The sequence below is a fragment of the Pseudomonas sp. NPDC099000 genome (assembly GCF_044759925.1).
Classification (GTDB): domain Bacteria; phylum Pseudomonadota; class Gammaproteobacteria; order Pseudomonadales; family Pseudomonadaceae; genus Aquipseudomonas.
In genome coordinates this window covers 295,282-313,404 of the sequence record NZ_JBIWAF010000002.1, presented here as the reverse complement: position 1 = coordinate 313,404, position 18,123 = coordinate 295,282, and the positions used below count along the sequence as shown (strand labels likewise).

Sequence of the window (18,123 nt, the reverse complement as noted above, 5' to 3'; positions counted from 1 at the left end):
GCTTATTTGCTTGGGTGGGCGGCTTGGAGTTTTTTCGCCATCTCCAGGTGTTTTTCCAGCGCCGGCAACATTTTTTGCGCGAAGCCTTTCAGCTCGGTGGCGCCTTTGACCTTGTCGTCTGTCACCGTATTGGCTTGTTTTTCGAACAGCTTGATGGTGTCTTCGTGGGCCTTCACCTGATTATTGGCATAGGCCGCGTCGAAGGACTCATCGCGCATGTCGAGGATTTTTTCCTTGGCTTGTTTGACCAGCGTCGTCTCGTCCGGCACCTCGATGTCATTCTTTTTCGCCAGGGCCGCCAGTTCATCGTTGGCCTTGGAATGATCGGTGATCATCATGTTGGCGAATGCCTTGATGTCGGCCGCTGAGCTTTTTTCCAGCGCCAGACGGCTGGTCTCGATTTCCGCAATGCCACCTGCGGCGGCGTTGTCGACAAAGTCATTGGAAGTGGCGGCAAAAGCTGTGCCCATGCTGGTGCTCAACGCTACAGCCAGGACGAGGTGGCGCAAGTTGAATCCGTCCATTGGTCATTCTCCACACAGGGTTTGGGGTAGGCGATCGAGGTGATCGTTATTCAATGGAGGCAGGCGCTCGAGCAAAGGTTTTATCGGGTTTGCACCAGGACGACGAACGGACACCGCTGGTCTGATAGGCGGTCGACAGAACCGGCCAACGGAGGTCATTCTGACAGTTGGCGAACGCAATCGATCGCGTTTGCTGCCGATCAACAAACGGAGGTGTTCCATGCCGGTGCCACACGACCTTTATCAGGACCTGAAACTTTCAAAGGAAGATATCCAGCAAAAACGCTCCAAGGATTCTCGACTGGACTCATTACTTAACCAGTATTCGCAAGCGGACGCCGAGGTGGTAAAGGCTGAAACCGCACAATCGGATGCGCCCAGTGATGACGCACTGAAGAAGCTCAAGGAGAAGCGCGTACAGGTCAAGAATCAGATCGTTGACCGGCTCCAGACGCCATCCTGATGCGCCTTGCCACCCACCGACAACCGGTGACTGAAAAATTGGAACGGTGATCAATACCGGCACCTCGAAAGATCAGAGTCCGACCTTTTCGACTCCTTGCGAGGTGCCTTATGACCGACCCCAGATTCCCTAGTGAAGAGCAGGGCGGGTTCGACCCCATCCCGACCCATCCTGAACCGCTAAGCCCCGGCCGCACGACGGTCAATCCCGAAGATGAGCCGGGCATCGACGAATTGCCGAACAATGAAGGTGTGCGCCCGCTGGATGAGGATGATTCCACCGCGATGGACCCGGAACGGGTGCGGGAAGAAACGGACAATGCCGTGCGCGATAACGAGATTGACCCCCGCTAATCCAACCCCACACGTCCCCTGTGGGAGCGGGCTTGCCCGCGATGGCGGATTACCTGACACATCAATGTTGACAGTGCCGCAGTCATCGCGGGCAAGCCCGCTCCCACAGGGATTTACGTTAGTTCTGGAGGGCGGTGGTCAGCGGTAGGCGCGCCATGTTCATGGCCTTCAGCGACCCCAGGTACAACCAGTCCCCATACTCGCGCACCGTCGTGATCGGCGAGTAATTACCCGTGCTCGCATCCTGCAGGTTGGCAATCACCTTGCCATCAAGGTCCAGACCCAGTGCAAAGGCGCGCTTTTCCATGGGTTTGGGCAGTACCGTCAATGCCCGAACGATCATCTTGCGCACGAACGGGTGCGGCGCCGTGGCGTCGAGCAGCGCATTGCGCGGTGCGTAGAGCGCTACCCAGAAACGGTCGCGGCCATTGAACGCGAGGTTGTCCGGCAGGCCTGGCAGATTGTCGATAAACACGTCGTGGGTTCCGGCTTTCGGCCCGCTCAACCAAAAGCGGGTGATGCGGTAAGCGCCGGTCTCGTTGACCAGCACAAAGCTGTCGTCCGGCCCCAGCGTCACGCCATTGGCAAACTCGAGCTTGTCCAGCAACACCAAGGTTTTGCCCGTCTGGAAGTCATAGCGCAACAAGCGACCGTCACCACCGTGCTCGATGATCGCCTCGCCATCCCTGCCGTAGCCCCAGCGGCTGGAAGCGTCGCTGAAATAGGCGTAGTGCCCCGATTTGTCGATGGTCACATCATCGGTAAACCCGAAGGGCACGCCGCCCGCCTCGGTGGACAGTGCGATCAACCGGCCCTGGGCATCCAGGGAAAGCAACCCTTTGACGCCGTCAGCGATCACCAGCAGTCCGTTCGGGTGCCTCGCCAGGCCCAGAGGCCGGCCGCCGGTATCGGCCAGCACTTTGGTGTCCTTGCCGTCGAGGCTGGTGCGGATCAGCCGGCCATCGTGCAGTCCGGTGATGAGCGCGTTGTCTTCCAGCAACAGCGCCTCGGGCCCTTCGATGTCTCCCGGGCCGACACGTTCCACCTCTTTGAGACGCTGATTGTCGGCATACACCCCGCTGGTCAGGGAAGGCGCCGGCGGCGGTGTCCAGGCCACCGGCCGAACCTTGGTCGGGAACAACAACAGAAAAGCCCCCAGGACAATGATCAGCAACCACAGCAGATTGCGAAACCTGAAGGCGCTTCTCACGCGCTGACTCCTACGGGGTTCAGGGTTTTCTGCACCATTTCGCGCAGCGCCTGCATTGACGCTGCGGATTCGCGCTCGATGCGCCGCTTGAGCAGCAATCGATTGGTGATGCGCATCGCCAGGCCCGTGAACTGATACTCCAGGGTCCGCACAAAACGTGTGCCTTCACCCTGCGCCTCGCATTCATAGGTCACGACCAGCGACAACCCATGATCGCCGCGCGCCCAGGCACTCCAGCGACGTCCTGGCAGGTATTCGTTGACTTCCCAGCTCAAGTGCCCGGTGCGGCCACCGGCAAGGATATCCTCCTCGAACCGCAGGCCGGCATGCAGCGCCCCACCTTGTCCCTCGACCTTCAGGGACGACGGATGCCACTCCGGCCACCGGGTGACGGTGCTGGCATAGGCGAGCACGTCAATCGGACTTCCAGCGATAGAGATCTGGTGCTGCATGCGGGTCATGGTCATTCTCGTCAGGGGCAGGGGGGCAGGCTCGGGCTCCCAGTACAGAGTGCCGAACAGGTAGTCCATCAGCGGAAATACGATATTGAAATTGCGTTCCTGCATCAGCTCGCGGCGGTGATGCAGTTCATGCAGGCGGCGCATCTGGCGGATCCACGGCAGACGCGTGACCGGGTTGTCCGGGGGCAAGTGCTCGCAGGCATGAAACACCTCGTACATCAGGTACCCGAGGACCAGACAGCCGCCAAACAATCCGGCGACGTTGGCATCGACCTGCTTGAGCAGCCACCAGACAGGCAAGGTGAAAACGACGGTGTGCACCACGATCAGCCAGGCCGGAAACAGAATCACCCGCCAGTCCCGAGCGCTGTCGTAGGTCATGTGGCCGGGGGCGAAAAAGCTGTGATGGTCGCCGGCATGGCGGGCGTAGAACATCCGCGCGAAGTTCTTTTTGTGATGCCCCAGATGCCGATGCACCAAGTACACGCCGAAGTTGAAGAACAACAGCGTCAACGGCACCGTCAGCCATTCCAGCGGCCGGACCTGATGCACGGTGCTCCAGAATCCACCGATGGCCAGCACGCCGAACAGCAGCACAAAGGCCCCGTGCAGCCAGGGGTTGTAGCGCGGATGAATGTCAGCGCGATAGCGCTCGCGAAATGCCTGGGTGGTCTGCCTCACTGCGTTCACCTCTGGTTATTGTTATAACCAGCAGATTAGCTGATCTGCCCGCGCAAGCTTGAGCAAACCTGGATGACACAAGCGACATGATCCGGTGTATTCAGGTCAGCGGGTTCCAGCGCTGTGACCAGTCGTCGTCGGTCTTGATGACTTCACGCAATAAATCGAAGGCCCGTTGCAGGGTCGCCGAGTCGCGATCGCGCGAGTAGACCAGGTAGGTCGGGTAACTGAATTCCGGGGCTTTGGGCACGGGCTCCAGCACGCCGCTTTCGAGGTAACTCTGAACCACGCGAGTACGGAAGTAGCCGCTACCGCCGTTTTCCAGGATGTATTGCAGGGCCAGGGGGCCGAGGTTGAAGCTCAGGGCGGCCTTGGCTTTTTCCGGCAGGGCGGCATCGTGCTGGCGGCGGAAGTCCGAACCCCAGTCGATGTACACATAAGGATCGGGCCGCCCCGCGAGGCGTACCAGGATGAGTTTTTCTTCGAGGATCTGCTCGACTTGCAGGCGCGGCCAGTATTCGGGCTGATAGACCAGCGCCGCGTCCAGCACCCCCAGTTCTAGTTGACGCAACAGGTTCTCGCCGTCGCGGATTTCCATGCGCAGGGCGTGGCTGGGAATCTTCTCTCGCAGCTCACCGGCCCAACTGAGCATCAGCGGGTTGCACAGACTGACCTCGCCGCCAATATGCAGCACATCGCGGTAACCGTCGGGCAACGGCAAGTCCCGACGCGCTGCTTCCCAGGTCTCGACCAGTTGATTGGCGTACACCACAAAGGCCTCGCCATTGGGCGTCAGCCGCGCACCGGCGCGGTTGCGCACGAACAACGTGCTGCCCAGCTGGCTCTCGAGTTTTTGCACGCGCGCCGTGATTGCAGTCTGGGTGACGTGGAGTTTTTCAGCGGCGGCGGCAAGACTGCCGTGGCGGACAATTTCCAGAAAAGTGCGAGCGAGTTCGATGTCCATGGGGCGGCCGGTGCGGAAGGTGCCGGCATTGTAAACGGATCCTGCCGGAGCCTGCTCGCGATGGCGTCCTGTCATTCAGCATTGATGTCGGCAGACAAGACGCCTTCGCGAGCAGGCTCGCTCCTACAGGGGGTTGCAGGTGTTCGTTAGATCCTTGTTCAAAACGCGAAGCAGGAACAGCCAAACGCGCCCCAAAACCCCTGAAAATCACTGACCGGCGCTGAGGATAACCGCGCCCGTTCATGGCTGTGCGCATGCACCGCACAGGCGCCGACGCATTGATGCACTTGCGCCGTCAGTGGCGCCACGGGCTTCCAGTGGCCCGGCACTTTGGCGACGGGCGACCACTCGGGCACCACAGGAATCGGCGGCGGCCCGAGTTTTTCGAACTCGACACTGCCGTAGACGATCTTGCCGTCGACAATGGTCAGCACCGACTCGATCCATTTGATCGCTTCATCGTCGATGTGGAAGTAGTCCGCAGACAGCGCAATCAGATCCGCCAGTTGCCCGACCTTGATCTGGCCTTTCTTGCCTTGCTCTGAAGAAAACCAGGCGCTGCCGTGGGTGAAGAGTTCCAGTGCCGTATCGCGGCTCAAGCCTTGCGGGTACAGCTCCAACCCGCCAACAGTGCGGCCGCTGACCAGCCAATACATGGACGTCCAGGGGTTGTAGCTGGACACCCGCGTTGCGTCGGTGCCGGCACCGACAGGAATGCCTTCGGCGAGCATGCGTGCGATCGGCGGCGTGTGTTCGGCGGCTTTGGCGCCATAGCGGTCGACGAAGTATTCGCCCTGGAAGGCCATGCGATCCTGAATGGCGATGCCGCCGCCCAAAGCTTTCACCCGCTCGATGTTCTGCGGGGTGATGGTTTCCGCATGATCGAAAAACCACGGCAAACCGTCGAACGGAATGTCGCGATTGACCTTCTCGAACACGTCGAGCATGCGGCTGATGGATTCGTTGTAAGTGGCATGCAGGCGGAATGGCCAACGTTGTTCCACCAAATGGCGCACCACCGGTTCCAACTCTTGTTCCATGGTTTGCGGCAAGTCCGGGCGTGGTTCGAGAAAATCTTCGAAGTCGGCCGCCGAAAACACCAGCATTTCCCCGGCACCGTTATGCCGTAGAAAATCATCGCCCTGACCGTAGTGGGAGGTGTTGGTCCAGTTCTTGAAGTCGCTCAGCTCTTCCTTGGGTTTCTGCGTGAACAGGTTGTAGGCGATGCGCACGGTGAGTTGCTGGTCTTTGGCCAATTGCTGAATGACCTGATAGTCGTCCGGGTAATTCTGATAACCGCCGCCGGCATCGATGGCACTGGTCACGCCGAGGCGATTGAGTTCGCGCATGAACTGACGCGTCGAGTTGACCTGATATTCCAGCGGCAACTTCGGTCCCTTGGCCAGGGTCGAGTAGAGAATCATCGCGTTCGGGCGGGCGATCAGCATGCCGGTGGGATCGCCGTTGGCGTCCCGCTGAATTTCTCCGCCCGGCGGGTTCGGCGTGTCCCGGGTATATCCGACCACTTTCAGCGCAGCGCGGTTGAGCAAAGCGCGGTCGTAGAGGTGCAGCACGAACACCGGGGTATCCGGCGCGGCCTTGTTCAGCTCATCAATCGTCGGCAGGCGTTTCTCGGCAAACTGGAATTCGTTCCAGCCTCCGACCACCCGCACCCATTGTGGCGTGGGCGTGCGGTCGGCCTGGTCCTTGAGCATGCGCAGGGCATCGACCAGCGACGGCACGCCTTCCCAGCGCAGTTCGAGGTTGTAGTTCAAGCCGCCGCGGATCAGGTGCAGGTGCGAGTCGTTGAGGCCGGGAATCACGGTGCGCCCGTGCAAGTCGACGATTTTCGTGCCGGGGCCCTGCAGAGCCATGGCCTGGGCATCGCTGCCGACCACGACGAAGCGTCCGTCCTTGATCGCGACGGCGCTGGCCTGGGGTTTCTTGCGATCGACGGTGTGCAGGCGTCCGTTGTACAGAATGAGGTCGGCGGGGGCGTCGGGCATGGTTTTACTCCCTGCGATGAGAGGGCTGATCCAGGCACCGACGGCGCCTGCCGAAAGGCCTTGCAGTACACGTCGGCGGTTGAAACCTTCGTGCTCGTCAGGTGGGCTCATGGCAGTGCTCCGCGCAATTTGTCTGGGAGGCGAACAGCCGATGTCTGACGCATGCGGCCAGAAGGAATATAGACCGCAAATCCACAGATAGCCGATTTCCGGGGGCGGAAAACGACGAATCCCGCCTCGAGGGGCGGGATTCGTTTATAGCCAGACGTGCTCCCGAAGACCGGGAGCCGCTGTCTTAGCTCGGGAACAGCTCGGACAGTTTCATGGCCAGCATCATGTCGCCTTCAGCGCGCAGTTTGCCGCCCATGAACGCTTGCATGCCGTCGGTCGAACCGTCGACGATGCCTTCCAGGGTTTCGGCGTCCATGACCAAGGTCACTTGCGCGTCTGGATTCACGCCTTCTTGCAGGTCGCAAGTGCCGTCTTTAACGATCAGCGAAAAGTTCTTTTCTTCGTCGATGCGGAAACCGAATACCAGGTCCAGACCGGCAGCGGCGGCTGGGTTGAACTTGGCTTTCATTGCTTGTACGGCATCAGCTACGGAGGTCATGGTTCGATCCTTTCTTGGGTAATTAGAGCTGGGTGATTACAGCCAGGGTCACAATAGTCCGGACTCAGCGAAACGTGATGAGTTCCGGTGCCTTCAACAGTTGCAAGTGCGCATGACCGTTGAAAGAAGACAGTGCCACCTCACGACCGCGAAACTTCAGCAGGTTGAGTGAGGTGTTGACGATTTGCCAGTTCAGTTCAAATGCCTGCCGTGCCGGCATCTGAGTAATGAGGTGGAGCAGGGCAGTGATGGTGCCGCCGGAGGTGAACACGGCAATTTTCTGGGTGTTGTCGGCGCTTTCGAGGATGCGGTGAAGACCGGCCTGCACGCGTTCGACAAAACCCAGCCAGCTTTCAAGCCCCGGCGTGTCATAGGTGCCGGCGAGCCAGCGCTCGATGATCAGGGCGAAGATACGCTGGAATTCGGCACGGTTTTGTGCAGCATTACGCAGGATGTCCAGGGCTTCGGGTTCATCCTCCAGCATGGCCGGCAGCAGCGCGCGGATCACCGCGTCGGCGTCGAATTCGTTGAAGGCGCAATCGGTTTCCAGGGTCGGCACCGGCAGGCCCACGGCAGCGAACTGTTCCAGTGCGCTGGTGGCCGTATGCTGTTGGCGGCGCAAGTCGCCCGAGAGGCAGCGGTCGAAGCTGACACCCAGCTCGGCGAGGTGCTGGCCGAGGATTTCTGCCTGGCGAACACCGGTCGGCGACAGGACGTCATAGTCGTCTGCACCAAAGGAGGCCTGGCCATGTCGAATCAAATAGATGCTGCCCACGTCCGCGTCATCCCGGTACGTTGAAGGTTTGGCGAGGTTATGAGGATGACAGTGAGCTGTCAATGAAAAAACATACGCTTGTTTGAAATGCCCGTTACAGGCCTGTTGCCAGAGGTTTCACGGCTGGCCGCCGAGGCGGAGCATGGGTATGCTGGCGTTGTCCCGCGCGTGTTTTAAGCCGCGCATCGTTTTGAAGGAGTCACTGTGGAGTTTTTGTCCGAGTACGCCAGTTTTCTGGCCAAGACCGTGACACTGGTGATCGCCATTCTGGTGGTCCTGGCCAGTTTCGCGGCGCTGCGCAGCAAAGGTCGGCGCAAATCGGCCGGCCAGTTGCAGGTCAGCAAGCTGAATGATTTCTACAAAGGGTTGCGCGAACGCCTGGAGCAAACCTTGCTCGACAAGGACCAGCTCAAGGCCTTGCGCAAGTCCCAGGCTAAAACCGATAAAAAGCAAAAGAAGAAACCCGAGGCCAAGCCGCGGGTGTTCGTGCTGGATTTCGACGGCGATATCAAGGCGTCGGCCACTGAAAGCCTGCGCCACGAGATCACGGCGCTGTTGACGTTGGCGACGCCAAAAGACGAAGTGGTCCTGCGACTGGAAAGCGGCGGCGGCATGGTTCACAGCTATGGCCTGGCGTCCTCGCAACTGGCACGCATCCGCGATGCCGGCGTACCGTTGACCATCTGCATCGACAAGGTCGCAGCCAGCGGCGGCTACATGATGGCGTGCATCGGCGAGAAAATCATCAGCGCCCCGTTCGCGATTCTCGGCTCGATCGGCGTCGTGGCACAGTTGCCTAACGTCAATCGCTTGCTGAAAAAACACGACATCGACTTCGAAGTCCTGACCGCCGGCGAATACAAGCGCACCTTGACCGTGTTTGGCGAAAACACCGAGAAAGGCCGCGAGAAGTTTCAGGAAGACCTGGACATCACGCATCAGCTGTTCAAGAATTTCGTCTCGCGTTATCGCCCGCAACTGGCCATCGACGAGGTCGCGACCGGTGAAATCTGGCTCGGCATCGCCGCGCTGGACAAGCAACTGGTGGACGAACTCAAGACCAGCGACGAATACCTCGCTGAGCGGGCGAAGAAGTCCGAGCTGTACCACTTGCATTACGCCGAACGCAAAAGCCTGCAAGAGCGCATCGGCATGGCGGCCAGTGGGTCGGTCGATCGTGTATTGCTGAGCTGGTGGAGCCGGTTGACTCAGCAACGCTTCTGGTAACACTTTAAAGCAACGGTCCCTTCCATTGCGTTGCAGTGAAAGGGGCCGTTTTTTTGTGGCGGTATTTATGTAGCACTTTTTAAAAAATTGGCTCGATAGGCTAGCGTTCCTAGTCAGTTTCGAGTGAACACAATGTCTTCTCCCCCCACAAACTCAAACACGCCTGTGTTGACGCCAGATCAACAGGGTGCTTTTTTTGATCTGATTAAAAGTAATGCTCCAGCCTGGTTGTTGACCGCATCAAGTCAATTGCGAAGTGACCTCTACGAAAGTCTGATCACCAGCCATCGTTCAAGAAGTGAACTCGCCACTATCCTGAAGGGCTTGAAATCGCCCGAAAGCTTCTGCACGCCGTTGCTGGCCCAAGCCATGTCGGACAAGCTGGGCACACTGCTTGATACCGTTGGCGTAGTCTTCCAGCACGTGCGGTCAACTTCCAGCCTGCTGGGGCTGCGTAAGAAACTGGTCCTGCCGATTGACCGGGATTTACTCTCGGCGGCCTGTGAAAATTTTGAACTCAGCGAGACACTGGCCGGAAACTATAGCGATACATCGTTAATTTACATCCCCGAAACCATCACCGGTACGGTCAATAAAATCTTATCGATAGAGCCGCATGAATTCGCTGAGTTGTGCCGAAAACTTGATCTTGGAAAACAATACCAAGCGCATGTTCAGTCATTGTTTCAACCGGCCAGCGGAATTAACGAGTTGCGCAACAAGCATGTTGCACACGCAAAGAACAGCTTTGAAGTGCAGCGGCATATAGCGCTGATGAAAAAGACGATCAGTGCGCAAATGCATCAGGCGTTGAAGGCGGTCAAGGAACAGCAGCCTGTCAAACTTGGCAACAACACATTGGGTTACCAGGCGTTGGAAATGTTTGATGTAGCGATCAACGGGGCGATGTTTATCGGACCGGTTGAGGAACATGATGATGACGATTACCGCTGCGTGGTCTATCTGCCGGATGACCCGCTTCATCCGTTGAAGGAATATGCGTCGTTCAAGGATTTCGAGGCGGAATTGAGTGGGCGCTTGAGAACCACCGCATTCCGCAAATTCTTCATGCGCTACATCAAATTGGGTGAACAGTCGGCGTTTCTGCAAGCTCTTGATAAAGGTTTGTCGTCGCCTGTTTCCTCTCCGCTTCCTGCGGCCAGTGTTTACGTGTCGCTATCAGGTGTAGACATACAAGGCGATATGTTTCAGGAGATCTTTCGTCAGTATGCGAACCAGGTCATGGCCGATACCCGCCTTTTGGTGGTGCCCACGGACGATGAAGACGAAAAATCCCGACTGGACAGGCTGGAGACCTACAAGTCTATAGGCCTCAATGTTCTGCTGTTCGGTGCATCATTTGTACCGTTTGTCGGCCACGTTCTGTTGGCAGTGACGGTCATACAGTTGCTGTCGGAGGTCTATGAAGGCGTCGCCAGTTGGTCCCGAGGCGAGCAGGAGCAGGCCACGGATTATCTGTTCGATACTGTCGAAAACCTGATCCTGATGGCCGCTTTTGCAGCAGGTTCCGTGGCCGTCGGCACAGCGTACAAAACCATCAGGACCTCCGTCTTCATCGAGCGCCTGAGAAAGGTCCCGGGTGTGGATGCCCGGGGCCGTTTATGGAATCCCGACCTGGCGGTCTATCAACAGAGCCTGCGGTTACCGCGCGCACTCGCGCCTGATCCCAGGGGACTGCACTGGATGGGCGCTCAAGCGTACCTTCCCATCGATACGAGTCTTTTTGCGGTACGTCCAAAACCGGCGACGGAGCTGTGGGAGGTAATCCCCCCGGTCGGAAGCGACAGCACCTATTCACCCGAGCTCGAAACCAACGATGTCGGGGCGTGGCGGCATGACTCGGAGCTGCCGCAAGAATGGGATCGGCTTAAATTGTTTCGCCGTTTCGGTTACACCAGCGACAAGGTGCCAGATACCGCGGCCACGCAAATCCTTGCCGTCTGCGGGATCGATGACACGGTCTTGCGCCAGGCACACGTTGACCGCAGCAGGCCCCCGGCATTGCTGGTCGATACGGTGCAACGGTTTCGGGCAGATGCAGCGGTCACAGACTTTATCGAACAGTTGAAAACCCCGTCCTCGGCGGCACTGGCAGACCCGGATCTGCAATTGCATCTGCTGACGGCGTCCAGTCAGTGGCCCGGTAACTCCGCCATCAAAGTCGTCAATGCGGCCGGTCGGCAAGTGGGGTTCTATGGCGCGGCCACGGCGGTATCGGGGAAAACCGTCAACCTCAATCAGGACGCGTTGCATAAAGGGCAATTACACACCTCGCTGCTGACAGTCATGGACAGCGCGCAACGCCAAAGCCTTTTGGGCACCAATACCCAGGACGCGACCGCACGGGCAACGGCCCTGACAAAGATCATTGCCGATCAAGCCGAAACCAGCAAACCCGCGCTATTCGAACGGATTTACAAACGCACCGAAGTGCCGAGCGACGCCCTGGTGACGGTGTTGATGAACAAGATTGCCGGTTTACCCTCGGCGATTGCCGAAGAATTGGTGCGGCATGCCGAAGCCGGGGAGTGGAGCAGTCTGGAGGCTGGCAACGTACCGTTGCGACTGGCGGAGGAGGCCCGCCGTTACTTACAGCAGGTGCAGGTCAGTCGAGCTTACGAAGGGTTGTACCTTAACGCTGTGGGTGGGCTCTCTACGGACCGGCTGGTACTCGACACCCTTGAGCAACTTCCCGGATGGACCGGCGATGCCTGGGTTCAGATACAGGCTTCGTCAGGCGCCAACAGCAAGTCGACCAGTATTGGATTGGCGGACGCCGCGGAGAAGGTGCGGGTCGACATCCATTCCGATCGATATAGCGTGTCGGTCGACGACATCACCCCCGCGACCCCATTCGCGAAGCACACGCGCGAACAGTATTTCAAGGCGCTCTGGCATGGACTCTCGGCGCCGCGCAAAACAGCCCTGGGCGTGAGCCTGGACGACGGCGGGGCTGCGTTGCGCCAAAAGATAACGCTGCTCGCCCTGACGCGTCGAACCGCCATTGCGCGACTTATCAATGCACAACCCTCGCGATCGGGCTACATCTCCCCCATGAGGCTGGCTGACAGGCCCGTCGCGTCGCCTTCTCCCGGTTTACCGGGTCCCGTCATCAAAAGCACCCACGACGTCCTGATCCGCAGGGCGCTGGAACTTTATCCGATGCATTCTCCTGCAAAAATTCACGCCTTGGTGAATGCGCAGGGGGGGAACTTGACCGAAGTCCTGAAGAAGCTGGAAGCGCTGAGGCTGCAATTTCAGAGCATCAGGCAGGTATTGAGTCACTGGGTCAGTCGGCAAACCTGGCATCTACAGCCCGATGGCACAAGGCTGGAGGTCAGTCGGCTCAGCAAATATCGCACCGCGCAGGCGATCATTCGCTGCTGGCGCAACGAGCCCGAGGTGACTGAATCTGGCGATAAGCTTCTCACCACGCTAGGGTTTGACGCCCAGCCCATGGGGGAATTGCCAGTCATCGTCGGGGACTTCGACCATGTAGAAAGGCTGGTGCTGGATGGAGTGGGAGCCAGCGCCGGACTGAACGCTTTTCTGCAAAACTTCAGCAATCTTCGAAGTCTGTCATTGAGAGGCAATCACTTGACGAGGGTGCCGCTGGCGTTGAGCTCGATGTCCAGGCTGGTCCATCTGGATCTGAGCGATAACCTGATTGAACTGACCGCCGAGTCGGTGACTCAATTGGCGGGCATGACCAGCTTGCAATCGGTGAACCTGGCGTTTAATCCAAACCTTACGAGAGCTCCCGATGTCAGCAAGTTGCAACACCTGGAACACCTGAACCTGCAAGGAACCGGCATAAAAACCTGGCCTTCGGGCGCCTCCGGTTTGCCCAGGTTGCGTGAGCTCGATTTACGTGACAATCAGATAGAAACCCTTCCGGAGGATGTCTTCAAGGGGCATACGGTCCCGAACAAGGGCACCAACCTTCATGGCAACCCGTTGTCGGCCGACACGTTGAAAAAGGTCGTTGTGCATCAGCAGAAAACCGGCGTGAGCCTGGGGATCATTGCCTCGGAGTATCGTCGGCCAGGCGCCTTCTCGCCGACCGAGGCGCAAAGTTCCGAATGGCTTGCAGGGCTTGGCTCGACTGAAACCCAGCGCAAGCGCGAGTTATGGGATTCATTGCGAGCCTGTCCAGAATCCAGGGGCTTTTTCAACGTGCTTGCGCGGCTGTCCGAGACCGCCGATTACAAACGACTTTTAAATCACTTCAGCCAGCGGGTGTGGAACGTTCTGGAGGCCGCGACTGAAGATGATCGCTTGCGTCGCAGCCTGTTTCGTCTGGCTCAGGTCGGAAGGTTCAGTGCGGATGGCTACTCCGCGCTCTTCAGTGAGATGGAAGTCCAGGTGTTGTTTTATCGGGCCATGGCCGCAGCCCTCACCGGGCCTGCTTCGGTGGAGCAGCAACTGATCACCCTGCTCAGGGGGTTGTTCAGGTTACGTGAGGTCGAGGGATTCGCGTTAGCGGATATCAATGCTCGGACCGGTTCACAGTCCCCAAGCTACGAGCACGCCTTGGAGATCAGCCTTGCGTATCGCGTGGGGCTGGCCGAACGCCTGGGCTTGCCGGCTCAGCCAAGAACGCTGGTATCGGCGTTGAATGTCGAGGTGGTTCCGGCGGCACTGGAGCGGGCTTACCAGAAAGTCCTGACCACCGAACGCACCAGCGCGTTACTGGAATGGATCATCACTCAACAGTTTTGGGTGGAATATCTGGAGGCTTCACATCCAGACCGTTTCCTGACCATCGTCGACCGGTCGGCGCGGGAGTTTGCGCAGGTGGAGGGGCAGACTGAGCTATCCCGCGCGGTGGCCACCGAACGCCTGAATGCCATTTCCGACAACTTCAAAAATGAACGTCGGGCATTGATCAGGCAGCTCACTGGCGCGGCACTGATGCGCCATCCTGCACCGCCAGCCCCGGGGCCCAGCAGCATTTCGGGGGCGGCCCGATGAACGATCTCGCTCACGATCCCGCTGACGACCCGACGCCATCGGCAATGCCGAAATGGCGCACCGAATTGAAAGCCGCTGTCGATCTCGCCTTGCCACAATCCCCTGGCCAGTTTGGCGAGCGTTTGATCAAGGAAAAGTGGGGCGAGGGCATCGACCCACAGACGGCCCTGCTGGTCACGCTCGATTACCACTACAAGGGCCATCCTGCCGAAAACGGTATCGAGCAGGGGCGGGTGGCGAGTTCCCGGTCGCTGTTGCAAACGCTGATGTCCAACTACCAGACCGTGGGTGACGGGCGCTTTGCCGAGACGGCGTTCGGTCTGTACACGCCACCGGACGTCGGGCCGACAGTTCGGATAGTCGAGCGTGTCGATGAATTCGCCGATCACGGCAGCGGCAATCACCAGACGTATGAAGGCATCTATCGTCAAACCACGCCGCAAGTGTATGGGCCGCTGACACAGATCAATCTCAGGCCCGCCGATTTCAAGAAGTGGGTCTGGGAACTGGAATTGAAGGACGTCTACCGAGCGTACCTCGATCAGGCGTGGCCGACCGACGCTGTGCTGGTGGCGGCCAGGCCTTACGCCTTGAGAACGTCGGTCAAAGCGGCGTTCGTCATGGCGGCCTGGTTGCAGCTTCATGAACAACGCCTGACGCAAAAAGGTCTGGCGCTGGCGATGCGGGCGGCAGGTTTGCCGGCCGATCAGCCGTGGGAAACGCTGACCCTTGAGCAACTGCAAGCACCGGCTCGCGTGCCTTCAACCGTGAAGTTTGGCCTTCTGAAACTTTACCGCTACACCGCGACCGATATCTGGGCCTTCCGTGACACCGCCAGTGCCCGCGTGCTGGTGTACATCCCTGGCAATTCTTCCCCGCTGCACGAATTCGCTGATGCCGCGCAACTGCACCAATGGATTGTCGCGCAGGGCAAACTCGACGAGACCAGACAGGCCTTGGCCTGTCATTTTGCCGAAGACGATCGCGAGGATGGAACGTTTCACGCCGGTGTTCTGACAGCGCTGGATGGCATGGCGCTTTATCCGGCAAAACACTGGCTGGGCAACAACGCCGGCTTCTTTAACAACGACGGCTACTGGGACCCGAACGAATACATCGGCTACGACGATCCAAACGTCGCGACCGATCCTTTTGCCCGCTTGGTGCTGACGATGAAGCAAGCCGCACGGGCAGAGATCCAGGCCATCCGTGACGATGCGCAGGTCAACCGGGATCAGTTGAGTGCTGTCGTCGAACCCGTTGTGCAATGGGTCAACCGGTTCGGTCCGCTCGCCTTGTTTGTCCCCGCAGGCGAAGGGTTGCTGGCATTGGCCGGGCTCATCGACGCCGGTTATGGCCTGCATCAGGCGGTCAACGGCAGAACGTCGAGCCAACGCTCGCAGGGCCGGACGCGCACGGTGTTTGGCTTGCTTAACGCGTTGCCGATGCTGGGTGCCGAGTCGGCGCTGAAGGGGGGCGCTGCCGAGGCCGATAGCATGGCGGAGCACGTCCGCGAGCCCGATGCTGATCCGGGAGAGCCGGGAGCCCGGCCTGCGTCGGAACAAGCCGTGGCGCCGACGCCCTTGAGCAATCGCATCGATCTGATCCGTGGAATCGGCTCCTCGGTAGCCTCCTTCAGCGATGAGGTCCTGGCGCAGATCGCGAAGGTCAGCGCGGTCGACGACGACATGTTGCGGTTGATGCAGATGGGCCGCCCTCCGAGCCCTTTGCTGGCGGACACGATCAGCCGCTTCAAGATCGATCAGGATCTCGGTCCTGCCGGGGATGCTGCGCAATTCAGCCAGCGTTACGCAGTACTTCAACGGTCGGAGCATGAATGGGTCCGGCTGTTTCAGCAGCAATACCCGGACCTGCCGACAATCGCCATCGAGCAGATGCTGGACCGCTATGGCATCGACATAAAGTCATTGCCTGATTCGATCGAGGCCAGGCAGGTATTCGCCCGTCTTGACGGCAAGGCACGGCAATACCAACAGCATGTACGGCTCGACCGAGCCTATGAAGGCTTTTATCTGCGGTCGGTCGCCAACGCCGAGACGGACACCCTGGCATTGCACTCCCTGAAAAATCTGCCCGGCTGGCCAAAAGACTTGCGAATCGAGGTCCTCGACGGTTCGTCCACTGGCCGGTTTCTTGACCGTTGCGGCTCCCTGGATACCCCTCAATGCCGAAACGTCATCAAGGTGGGAAACCGTTACCTGCGACAGGGCCGGCAAACCGATTTCTACGACGCGGTCCTTGGTGTGCTGACGGACGAGGAACGCTCGGCGTTGCATCTCTCGTCAGCCGATCCGGCCAGCGCGTTGCGGCTCAATCTCAGCGATCGGGCATTGTCCCGGGCCGACACCCTGCTCGGCCTGCAACGGCTGGACACGGGCTTGACCTTTGAGCGGCAGGGGTTGCGCGGCGGCGGTTACCCGACAACCCCTCAGGGTGAAGCCATGAAGTTGCAAGCGATCAAGTTGCAGATCAAGGACATTTATCCGGATATCAACGACGCGGGCATTGATCAGGTGTTGCTGCTCGCGGAGGGCAGGGTGCAGGCGTATATCGACCTGCTGAATCTGCAGCTGCAACAGCTCAATGTCGACTTGACCGACTGGGTCGATCAAGCGGCGCAGGACATTGCCGACATGGACATTCCCATCGTGGCCATGGGTGATGAGGAGGCCGAGGGGATGAACCCTGCGCAAATCGCCGTGCACAATGCCCACGTCCTGCACGCCGCCCTGCAACAGGAGCGCGGGGTCAGGACAGAACTCGCCGAGGAGCTTGTCGCCATTTGGCAAAAACGCGGGCCGCTGCAGGATCGTATCTATGTCGATGGGGAACTGCGCGGTGTCAGGCTGGATCTGGCCTTCGAGGCCTTTCACCGATTACCCACGCTGAATGCCAGGCTCAACGATGTCATCGAATTGTCGATGCGCGGTTTTCACCTGACCGAGCACGACAGTTTGAACGGGTTCCTGGAGAGCTTTCCAAACCTTGAAGTGTTGAATCTGGAAGGTGTCGACTTGCGTCCTTTCTTCGTGGGGGGCGACGCAGGGCGCGCCTTGCCGCCCGTCATCGTCCAGTTGCCGCAACTGGTCTCACTCAACTTGCGAGCCACGCAACTGGTATTCACTGAGCCCGCCGCTTCGCAACTGAGTGAACTGACCCACCTGCAAACGCTTGACCTGAGCGACAACCCGTTGGGCGTGCCACCGGTGGTGCTGGGCATGAACAACTTGCGCCAGCTCAACCTGAGGAATACCGGGATCAGTCGCTGTCCGGTCGGGATCAAGGATGAGTCTTACCTGACATTGCTGGATTTGCGCGATAACCGTATTGCGCGGGTTCCGCCCGCGATAATGAATCAGGCTGTGGCGGACGACCGCGTGCTGCTATGGGGGAATCCGTTGACGGACGAGGACACCTTGCGCCGGTTGATCAGTCATCGTGAGCAGACGGGCGTCAATCTGTGGCTGAGCGCACCGAGCGCAGATTATGGTGCGCCAACGGTGTGGTTGCGAGACTGCGACGAAGCGTTGCAACTGTCCCGGCAAGCCATTTGGCAGCGCCTGGCAGGCAAACCCTCCGGCACGCGGTTTTTAGCCGTCATAGACCGGTTGAGCCTGACGCCCGACTTTCGGGTCAGTTACCTGTCGCTTCAGGCGCGGGTGTGGCGATTGTTGCAAGAGGCCGATGCTACGGACGAAATGTGGGGGCGACTGAGTCGTGGCAGCGGGCGGTTTGATCACCCAATGGCGGCGTTCGGGGCGCTGGAGGAGCGTGCTGGTTTCTAAGCGAAGGAGGGAGCCTTGAACCCCGGGGTGGGGGTTCAAGGTTTGCCG

Annotated in this window: 12 protein-coding genes; 5 read left to right on the top strand and 7 right to left on the bottom strand. The window is 59.2% G+C overall.

The features are described 5' to 3' along the window. Window positions 1–2: 2 nt before the first annotated feature. Window positions 3–524, bottom strand: coding sequence for a DUF4142 domain-containing protein (locus tag ACIQV9_RS03625; protein WP_403098209.1), 522 nt, complete (start codon window positions 522–524; stop codon window positions 3–5). Between the two features lie 220 nt (window positions 525–744). Here ACIQV9_RS03625 and ACIQV9_RS03620 point away from each other — a divergent pair, with 220 nt between their 5' ends. After that, a complete protein-coding gene (locus ACIQV9_RS03620) occupies window positions 745–987 on the top strand; it encodes a hypothetical protein (protein WP_403098207.1) in 243 nt (80 codons plus the stop codon). A gap of 110 nt (window positions 988–1,097) precedes the next feature. Further along, on the top strand, window positions 1,098–1,340 hold the full coding sequence (locus tag ACIQV9_RS03615) for a hypothetical protein (RefSeq protein WP_403098205.1): 243 nt from the start codon (window positions 1,098–1,100) through the stop codon (window positions 1,338–1,340). Between the two features lie 118 nt (window positions 1,341–1,458). Here the strand turns inward: ACIQV9_RS03615 and ACIQV9_RS03610 are convergent, their stop codons facing one another. From ACIQV9_RS03610 to ACIQV9_RS03585, 6 genes are all read right to left on the bottom strand, one after another. After that, window positions 1,459–2,550: an SMP-30/gluconolactonase/LRE family protein gene (locus ACIQV9_RS03610; RefSeq protein WP_403098203.1), complete on the bottom strand. Its 1,092-nt coding sequence runs from the start codon at window positions 2,548–2,550 to the stop codon at window positions 1,459–1,461. Further along, complete coding sequence (locus ACIQV9_RS03605; RefSeq protein WP_403098201.1) at window positions 2,547–3,692, bottom strand: SRPBCC family protein; 1,146 nt, start codon at window positions 3,690–3,692, stop codon at window positions 2,547–2,549. Before ACIQV9_RS03605 ends, ACIQV9_RS03610 begins: the two co-directional genes overlap by 4 nt. A 100-nt stretch (window positions 3,693–3,792) precedes the next feature. Then, on the bottom strand, window positions 3,793–4,656 hold the full coding sequence (locus ACIQV9_RS03600) for a LysR family transcriptional regulator (protein WP_403098199.1): 864 nt from the start codon (window positions 4,654–4,656) through the stop codon (window positions 3,793–3,795). A 158-nt stretch (window positions 4,657–4,814) separates the two neighbouring features. Continuing rightward, the gene (locus ACIQV9_RS03595) at window positions 4,815–6,662 is read right to left on the bottom strand and encodes an amidohydrolase (protein WP_403098595.1); all 1,848 of its coding nucleotides are present in this window, start codon (window positions 6,660–6,662) and stop codon (window positions 4,815–4,817) included. 295 nt (window positions 6,663–6,957) lie between these two features. Continuing rightward, complete coding sequence (locus ACIQV9_RS03590) at window positions 6,958–7,272, bottom strand: SCP2 sterol-binding domain-containing protein (RefSeq protein ID WP_403098197.1); 315 nt, start codon at window positions 7,270–7,272, stop codon at window positions 6,958–6,960. A gap of 64 nt (window positions 7,273–7,336) precedes the next feature. Continuing rightward, on the bottom strand, window positions 7,337–8,047 hold the full coding sequence (locus ACIQV9_RS03585; RefSeq protein WP_403098195.1) for a histidine phosphatase family protein: 711 nt from the start codon (window positions 8,045–8,047) through the stop codon (window positions 7,337–7,339). A gap of 204 nt (window positions 8,048–8,251) precedes the next feature. Here ACIQV9_RS03585 and sohB point away from each other — a divergent pair, with 204 nt between their 5' ends. From sohB to ACIQV9_RS03570, 3 genes are all read left to right on the top strand, one after another. After that, window positions 8,252–9,274 carry a protease SohB gene (gene sohB, locus ACIQV9_RS03580; RefSeq protein WP_219097233.1) on the top strand — a complete coding sequence of 341 codons (1,023 nt, stop codon included), beginning with the start codon at window positions 8,252–8,254 and terminating at the stop codon, window positions 9,272–9,274. Window positions 9,275–9,406: 132 nt separating this feature from the next. Continuing rightward, window positions 9,407–14,269 carry an NEL-type E3 ubiquitin ligase domain-containing protein gene (locus ACIQV9_RS03575; RefSeq protein ID WP_403098192.1) on the top strand — a complete coding sequence of 1,621 codons (4,863 nt, stop codon included), beginning with the start codon at window positions 9,407–9,409 and terminating at the stop codon, window positions 14,267–14,269. Next, complete coding sequence (locus ACIQV9_RS03570) at window positions 14,266–18,075, top strand: dermonecrotic toxin domain-containing protein (protein WP_403098190.1); 3,810 nt, start codon at window positions 14,266–14,268, stop codon at window positions 18,073–18,075. Before ACIQV9_RS03575 ends, ACIQV9_RS03570 begins: the two co-directional genes overlap by 4 nt. Window positions 18,076–18,123 lie beyond the last annotated feature (48 nt).

Coding starts and splice junctions, on each gene's coding strand:
- ACIQV9_RS03625 (WP_403098209.1), bottom strand. CDS start 524: ATGGACGGATTCAACTTGCGCCACCTCGTCCTGGCTGTAGCGTTGAGC.
- ACIQV9_RS03620 (WP_403098207.1), top strand. CDS start 745: ATGCCGGTGCCACACGACCTTTATCAGGACCTGAAACTTTCAAAGGAA.
- ACIQV9_RS03615 (WP_403098205.1), top strand. CDS start 1,098: ATGACCGACCCCAGATTCCCTAGTGAAGAGCAGGGCGGGTTCGACCCC.
- ACIQV9_RS03600 (WP_403098199.1), bottom strand. CDS start 4,656: ATGGACATCGAACTCGCTCGCACTTTTCTGGAAATTGTCCGCCACGGC.
- ACIQV9_RS03595 (WP_403098595.1), bottom strand. CDS start 6,662: ATGCCCGACGCCCCCGCCGACCTCATTCTGTACAACGGACGCCTGCAC.
- ACIQV9_RS03590 (WP_403098197.1), bottom strand. CDS start 7,272: ATGACCTCCGTAGCTGATGCCGTACAAGCAATGAAAGCCAAGTTCAAC.
- ACIQV9_RS03575 (WP_403098192.1), top strand. CDS start 9,407: ATGTCTTCTCCCCCCACAAACTCAAACACGCCTGTGTTGACGCCAGAT.
- ACIQV9_RS03570 (WP_403098190.1), top strand. CDS start 14,266: ATGAACGATCTCGCTCACGATCCCGCTGACGACCCGACGCCATCGGCA.